Source organism: Azospirillum griseum, from assembly GCF_003966125.1.
GTDB classification, from domain to species: domain Bacteria; phylum Pseudomonadota; class Alphaproteobacteria; order Azospirillales; family Azospirillaceae; genus Azospirillum; species Azospirillum griseum.
Window position 1 is genome coordinate 247,909 of sequence record NZ_RXMA01000005.1, and the last position, 6,706, is coordinate 254,614.

Sequence of the window (6,706 nt, forward strand, 5' to 3'; positions counted from 1 at the left end):
TTCGGCCATGACGCAACGCATCGCGCGCCGTTTCCAGATATCGACGCTGGCCGCCCATCTGGTTCTGATCGGCTTCACCCTGTTGGCGCTGGCGCCGACGCTGCTGGTGATCATGAACTCCTTCAAGCCGCGCAAGGAGATCTTCGGCGCACCGCTGGCCCTGCCCAGCTTCGAGACGATCACCCTGATCGGCTACGACACGGTGCTCAAGCGCGGCGACATCCTGAATTACTTTCAGAACAGCCTGATCGTCACCGTCTGCGCGCTGTTCTTCATCATCCTGTTCGGCGCGATGGCGGCCTTTGCCCTGTCGGAATACCGCTTTCCCGGCAACCGGCTGATCGGCCTGTTCCTGGTGATGGGCATCATGGTCCCGATCCGGCTGGGCACGGTCGGCATCCTCAAGCTGATGGTGTCGCTGGGGCTGGCCAACACGCTGTTCGCCCTGATCCTGGTCTACACGGCCCAAGGTCTGCCGATGGCGGTCTTCGTGATGTCGGAGTTCATGCGGCAGGTGTCCGACGATCTGAAGAACGCGGCCCGCGTCGATGGCTTGTCGGAATACACCATCCTGTTCCGGCTGGTCCTGCCGGTGGTCCGCCCGGCCATCGCCACCATCGCGGTCTTCACCATGGTGCCGATCTGGAACGATTTGTGGTTCCCGCTGGTGCTGGCCCCGGGTGAAAGCACGCGGACGATGACGCTGGGCGCGCAATCCTTCATCGGTCAGTTCATCACGGACTGGAACGCCGTCCTGGCGGCCCTGACCCTGGCCATCGTGCCGATGCTGATCCTGTATCTGATGTTCTCCCGCCAGTTGATCCGGGGCATCACCGCCGGCGCGGTGAAGTGAACGAACGCCCGACGCGGCACGGGACTTGAGAGGAAATCATGGGCAAACTCGTTCTCGAAGGCATTTCCAAGCGCTTCGGCGCGGTCGAGGTTCTGAAGACGGTCGATCTTGACGTCGCCGACGGTGAGTTCATCGTCATCGTCGGCCCCTCGGGCTGTGGCAAATCCACCCTGCTGCGCATCATCGCGGGCCTGAGCGACCAATCCACCGGCAAGGTGCTGATCGGCGGGCGCGACGTCAGCAGCCTGCCGCCGTCCAAGCGCGGCATCGCCATGGTGTTCCAGAGCTACGCCCTCTACCCCCATCTGACCGTGGAAGGGAATCTGACGCTGGGGCTGAAGCAGGCGCGCACCGCCGCGTCGCTGATCGCCGAGCGGGTGGCCGAGGCCGTGCGCATCCTGGCGTTGGAACCCTTCCTGAAGCGCCGCCCCGGCGAATTGTCGGGCGGGCAGCGCCAGCGCGTCGCCATCGGCCGCGCCATCGTCCGCCATCCCGAGGTGTTCCTGTTCGACGAGCCGCTGTCCAACCTGGACGCCGCCCTGCGCAACCAGGTGCGGGCGGAGATCGCCGATCTGCACCGGCGGCTTGGGGCCACCATGGTCTATGTCACCCACGATCAGGTCGAAGCCATGACGCTGGCCGACCGCATCATCGTGATGAACGGCGGCATTGTGCAGCAGATCGGCACCCCGTCGGAGCTGTACCGCCGCCCGGCCAACGCCTTCGTCGCCACCTTCATCGGCTCGCCCGGCATGAACATGGTCGCGGGGACCGCCGGGGGCGGGGTGCTGACGCTGGCCGGGTCTGGGCGTCTGCCGTGCAGCGCGGCGGCCAACGGGGCCGTCACCGCCGGCATCCGCCCGAACGGCTTCGAGATCCTGCCCGGCGGGAACGACGGGCTGGCGGGCACCGTCATCGCGTCGGAGTATCTGGGGGCGGAGAGCTTCTTGCGCGTCCGTCTGGCCGATGGCACGGTCGTCACCGTGCATGAACACCCCGATCACGGGTGGCTCATCGACCAGCCGGTGACGCTGCGGCTGCGTCCGGGCAACCTGCATCTGTTCGACGCGGCCAGCGGCGTGCGGATCGCCGAGGGGCCGGACGCGGCGGCCCAGCCCGCCGCCGCGCGGGTCGCCTGAGCGCCCGGTCGGTCCCGGCCATAAGGACCTTCGCGCCATGACCACCGCCGCATCCCCCGCCCAACCGCCCCTGGGCAGCGAGGCCGTTCCCGTCGTCACCGTCGCCGCCCGCGACGGCGCGCGGCTGGCCTTCGCCCGCCAGGGCGGCACGCTCTGCCAATGGTGGGGGCGCGATGGGGCGGAGCGGCTCTATCTCAGCCCGGCGAATCCGTGGGTGGCGACGGACGCCATTCGCGGCGGCGTGCCGGTCATCTTCCCGCAATTCGCCGCGCGCGGGCCGTTGCCCAAGCACGGCTTTGCCCGGACCGCCGTGTGGGCGGTGGTGGGGCAGGGCGTGGACGAGACCGACGGCTGCGGTTGGGTGACGATGGCGTTGGACGACACGCCGGAGACGCGCGCCGTCTGGCCGCACCCGTTCCGCCTGGAACTGACCGCCCGCTTCGACGACGACCAGCTGTCGATCCGTCTGGACGTGGTCAACAGCGGGAGCGCGGCCTTCGCCTTCACCACCGCGCTGCACAGCTATCTGCGCGCCGAGGTGAGCGACCGGGTGACGGGGCTGGGAGGGTTGGAGGTGATCGACAGCGCCGACGGCGACCGTCGTTTGCGCGCGGATGACGCGCCGATCCCGCTCGACGCGCCGATTGACCGGATTTTCCTGAACGCCCGTGCGCCGGTCACGCTGGCGCGGGGGGACGCCGGGTTGCGGGCCGGGTTGCGGGCCAGTTTGCTGATCGAGCAGAGCGGCTTTTGCGACGCCGTGGTGTGGAAACCCGCCGCGACCGACCGTCTGCCCGCCCTGCCGCCCGACGGCCACAGCCGTTTCGTCTGCGTCGAGGCGGCGGTGATCGGCGCGCCGGTCGCGCTCGATCCCGGCCAGCGCTGGAGCGGCACGCAAACCCTGCGGGCGTTGCCGTAACCCGCGCTCGACCCTGCTTTGCTTTTGTGGATGAGGAGACGTGGTTCCCATGACGTCCGCTGTCTATTTCTGTGTCGATGGCGGCGGTACGCGCAGCCGTGGCCGTTTGACCGACGCCGATGGCGTGACGCTGGCCAGCGCCGTCGATGGCCCCTGCAACCCGAACACCGATTGCGCCCGCGCGGTCGCCAGCGTCATGGCGCTGTGGCGGCGCTGCGCCAGCGACGCCGGGCATGACCCGGAGGATCGGGCGGGCATCACGCTGGCCATCGGGTCGGCGGGGTTGAACGTGATGCGCTCCCGCGCCGCCTTTGTCGCCGCCTGTCCGCCCTTTGGCCGCATCCTGCCGATCAACGACGGTTACGCCGCCCTGATCGGCGCGGGTGGCGGCAAGCCCTGCGGCATGGTGGCGGTGGGAACCGGGGTGACGGCGCGCCGCCTGCTGCCCGATGGCACGAACTTTTTCCGCGACGGCTGGGGCTGGACGGTCGGGGATCGTGGCGGCGGGGCGTGGATCGGCGTGCAGGCCTTCCGCCACGCGCTGGAGGTCAAGGACACGGTGGCCCCGCCCTGGCCGCTGGCCGATTCCCTCATCGCCACCATCTGCGGGGCGGAGACGCTGGACGACATCCTGGCCAACCCCAACCCGGAACGGATGGCCAGCCTGACGCCCTTCGTGCTGGCGGCGGCGGATGAGGGCGACCCGGTGGCGCTGGGCATCCGCAACCAGGCGGTCGATCATCTGGTCGCGCTCGCCCGCGCGCTGCGGCTGGAGGACGCCGACACGCTGTATTTCTCCGGCGGTCTGGCGGTCCCGCTCTGGCCGTTCCTGGTCGAACGGCTGGGCCGCCCGATTTCCGAACCCTTGGCCGACGCGATGACCGGTTCCTATCTGCTGGCCTCGGGCCGCGCCCCGGCGGAGGTTGAGATTTCGGTGTGAAGACAGGCCGGGGGCGGCGGTCCGCCCCGCTCCACCGTCTCGCCCCCGTTGCCGCGCATCTCCCTGTGCTCTCACCGGACGCGCGTGTTTTGTTGTTTGTGTGCGTCACCGCTTTAAAACCCGGTGTCTCAGTCACGAAACCGCAACGGTGATCTGCTAAAAGCCCGTGTGAGCCATCGGGTTTCGGCGCGCGGCGGTCGCGCGCACCACAGCGGGCGGCGGTCGCTTCATGACCTTGCTATCCACGGATGACACAGCGGACGGACGTCCGGCCCCGTTGGGCCGCGCGGTCGCCCCGTCGTCCGTGCCGTTGGATTGGCCGCCGGTGGTCGCGGCGCTGACCTACGCCTTTCAGCCCATCGTCCAGACCCGCAGCGGGCGCTGCCACGGCTATGAGGCGCTGTTGCGCGGCTTTGACCGCACGCCCTTCGCCGATGGGGACGCCCTGCTGGACGCCGCCGCTGCGGCGGGGCCGGTGGTTCTGGGGGCGGTGGAATCGGCCCTGCACGCCAAGGCGGTCACGGTCTACCGCACCATGGCCGGGTGGAACGACGCCAAGCTGTTCCTGAATCTGGACGCCCGTCTGGTTGGCATGCCTGATTCGCCGTGGCTGCCGCGCGATGGTGGTGGGCGGCGGCAGAGCGGCATCGTGCTGGAGCTGTCCGAACGGCGCGCCATCCCGCCCGGCGTGGTGGTGGAGGAGGCGGTTGAGCGCTACCGGCTTGGCGGGCTGGGCATCGCCATCGACGATTTCGGCGTCGGCTTTGCCGGGTTGCGCCTGCTGTTCGAAGCGCGGCCCGATTACGTGAAGCTGCACGCTTATTTCATCCGCAACATCGACAGCGACGCGCGGCGGCGGGCGCTGGTCGCGGCGATGGTCGGCCACGCCCACGCGCTGGGCATCCAGATCATCGCCGACGGGGTGGAGACGGCCAGCGAGTTCTACGTGTGCCGGGATCTGGGCTGCGACTTCGTGCAGGGCTTCCTGATTTCCCGGCCGCGTGTCGGCGTTGGCGCGCTGCCCACCAGCTACGCCACCGTCACCGATCTGAACGCCCGCGACCGCCGCCAGCCGAGCGAGGCGCACCGCCGTTTGGCCGAGGTGATCGAACGGCTGCCGCCGCTGCGCGTCACCGCGCGCAAGACGGAGCTGCTTGACTACTTCAAGGGCGATTCCAGCGCCTCCATCGCCCCCATCGTGGATGAGCATGACCGCCCGCTGGGGCTGGTGCGCGAGCGTGACCTGAAGCGCTTCGTCTATTCCCGTTTTGGCGGCGAACTGCTGCGCAACCGGGGCTTGGGCGACCGGTTGGACGATCTGGTCATCAAGATGCCGGTCTGCGACATCTCCACCCCGCTCGACCGGGTGATCGAAGCCTTTTCCGCCGAGTCTGCCGAGGATGGCATCGTCATCGTCGAGGGCGGTGTCTACGCCGGGGTGCTGTCCAGCAGCGCGCTGCTGCGGCTGGTGCACGAACGCAACCTCGCCATGGCGACCGATCAGAATCCGCTGACCCGCCTGCCCGGCAACGCCGCCATCGTCCGCCACATCGAAACGGCGTTGGCCGACGGCGCGCGCGCCCACGCGCTGGCCTATCTCGATTTCGACAATTTCAAACCGTTCAACGACAATTTCGGTTTCCGCCAGGGCGACCGCGCCATCCTGATGTTCAGCGAACGGCTGAAGGCCTGGGCGGCGACCGCGCCGGGCGACGCTTTTGTCGGCCACATCGGCGGCGATGATTTCTTCCTGGGCGTCAGCGGCGGCGAGGAGGAGGAGGTCGTGACCCGGTTGGCGGAGCTGCTGGCGCAATTCCGCTCCGACGCGGAAAGCCTCTACGATCCGGCCACCCGAGAGGCTGGATCGTTTGTTTCCAAGGATCGTTACGGAACCGTTCGGTCCTATCCGCTGCTGTCGGTCAGCGGTGTGGTGGTGGCCATCGCCCCCGGCCCGCACAGCCTGACGCCGGAGGCGATCAACGCCACCATCGCCGACAACAAAACCAACGCCAAGAGCGCGGCGGACAAGCTGTGCGTCATCCGCCTGTCGGGGGCGGGGCTGTGGTGAGGGCGTGAGACACCGAAAGAACCGTTTCGCGTAAGAAACGGTGCGCGGGGGCGCCGTGCTGGCGCGGGGTGGCGCTGGGGGCCAACGTCGCCTTCTTCGACCTCGCCATCGCGCTGGCGGCCCCCGGCGGTGGGGCGCTGGCCGGTCTGTGGGGCTACGACGCCGTGTTTCTGGCCGGGGCCGCCGCGCTGTCGATGCTGCTGATCGCGACCGACCGGCGGGCGTGAGGCCACCCCGGCAGCCCCGCACCGGCCCCGCGTTGAACGACGAGTCACGGTTGCGTTACGCTGAACCGGTCATGGCGATGGCGGAGGGGGCATGACGCTGCCGGTCCTGCACAGCGACCGTTTGATCCTGCGCCCGCGCGGGGTGGCGGATCTGGTGGCGATCCTGGCGATGGACGCCGATCCGGCGGTGACGCGCCATGTCGGCGGCCCGCCGACCGATTGGGCGGCGCACGCCCGTTCCGTGGCCGACCGCCTCACCGCCCGCCAGCCGCCAGGGTTGGGCGGCTGGTCCTTTGTGGAGCGGACCGATCCCGCCCGCTTTCTCGGCTGGGTGTCGCTGACCCCCTATGACGGGGCGGTGGAGATCGGTTGGCGTCAGATTCCGGCGGTCTGGGGACAGGGCTTCGCGACGGAGGCGGCGGCGCGCCTGCTGCGCCACGCCTTCGCCGACCTCGGGCTGTCGCGGGTGGTCGGTATCCCTCCGGGGAGTGACGCCTTGCGGGTTTGGAACGTTTTCCCGATGTTTTGCGAGATGGCGCGATAGCGCGGACGCAAACGTG

7 protein-coding genes are annotated in these 6,706 nt (G+C 69.2%); all 7 read left to right on the forward strand.

The window, feature by feature from the left end:
- Window positions 1-7 precede the first annotated feature (7 nt).
- The 7 genes from EJ903_RS08205 (at window position 8) to EJ903_RS08230 (ending at window position 6,690) form a co-directional block, all read left to right on the forward strand.
- Window positions 8-853 (forward strand): carbohydrate ABC transporter permease, encoded by an 846-nt coding sequence (locus EJ903_RS08205; RefSeq protein ID WP_126613947.1) that lies wholly within the window; start codon window positions 8-10, stop codon window positions 851-853.
- 38 nt (window positions 854-891) lie between these two features.
- The gene (locus tag EJ903_RS08210; protein WP_126613949.1) at window positions 892-1,992 is read left to right on the forward strand and encodes an ABC transporter ATP-binding protein; all 1,101 of its coding nucleotides are present in this window, start codon (window positions 892-894) and stop codon (window positions 1,990-1,992) included.
- A gap of 37 nt (window positions 1,993-2,029) precedes the next feature.
- Window positions 2,030-2,911, forward strand: a complete 882-nt coding sequence (locus tag EJ903_RS08215; protein WP_126613951.1) for a D-hexose-6-phosphate mutarotase — start codon at window positions 2,030-2,032, stop codon at window positions 2,909-2,911.
- Between the two features lie 49 nt (window positions 2,912-2,960).
- Window positions 2,961-3,851 carry a glucosamine kinase nucleotide-binding domain-containing protein gene (locus EJ903_RS08220; protein WP_126613953.1) on the forward strand — a complete coding sequence of 297 codons (891 nt, stop codon included), beginning with the start codon at window positions 2,961-2,963 and terminating at the stop codon, window positions 3,849-3,851.
- A 229-nt stretch (window positions 3,852-4,080) separates the two neighbouring features.
- Window positions 4,081-5,919, forward strand: a complete 1,839-nt coding sequence (locus tag EJ903_RS08225) for a bifunctional diguanylate cyclase/phosphodiesterase (RefSeq protein ID WP_126613955.1) — start codon at window positions 4,081-4,083, stop codon at window positions 5,917-5,919.
- 68 nt (window positions 5,920-5,987) lie between these two features.
- Window positions 5,988-6,146, forward strand: a complete 159-nt coding sequence (locus EJ903_RS26945; protein ID WP_158627898.1) for a hypothetical protein — start codon at window positions 5,988-5,990, stop codon at window positions 6,144-6,146.
- Between the two features lie 91 nt (window positions 6,147-6,237).
- Window positions 6,238-6,690 carry a GNAT family N-acetyltransferase gene (locus EJ903_RS08230; protein ID WP_126613957.1) on the forward strand — a complete coding sequence of 151 codons (453 nt, stop codon included), beginning with the start codon at window positions 6,238-6,240 and terminating at the stop codon, window positions 6,688-6,690.
- Window positions 6,691-6,706 lie beyond the last annotated feature (16 nt).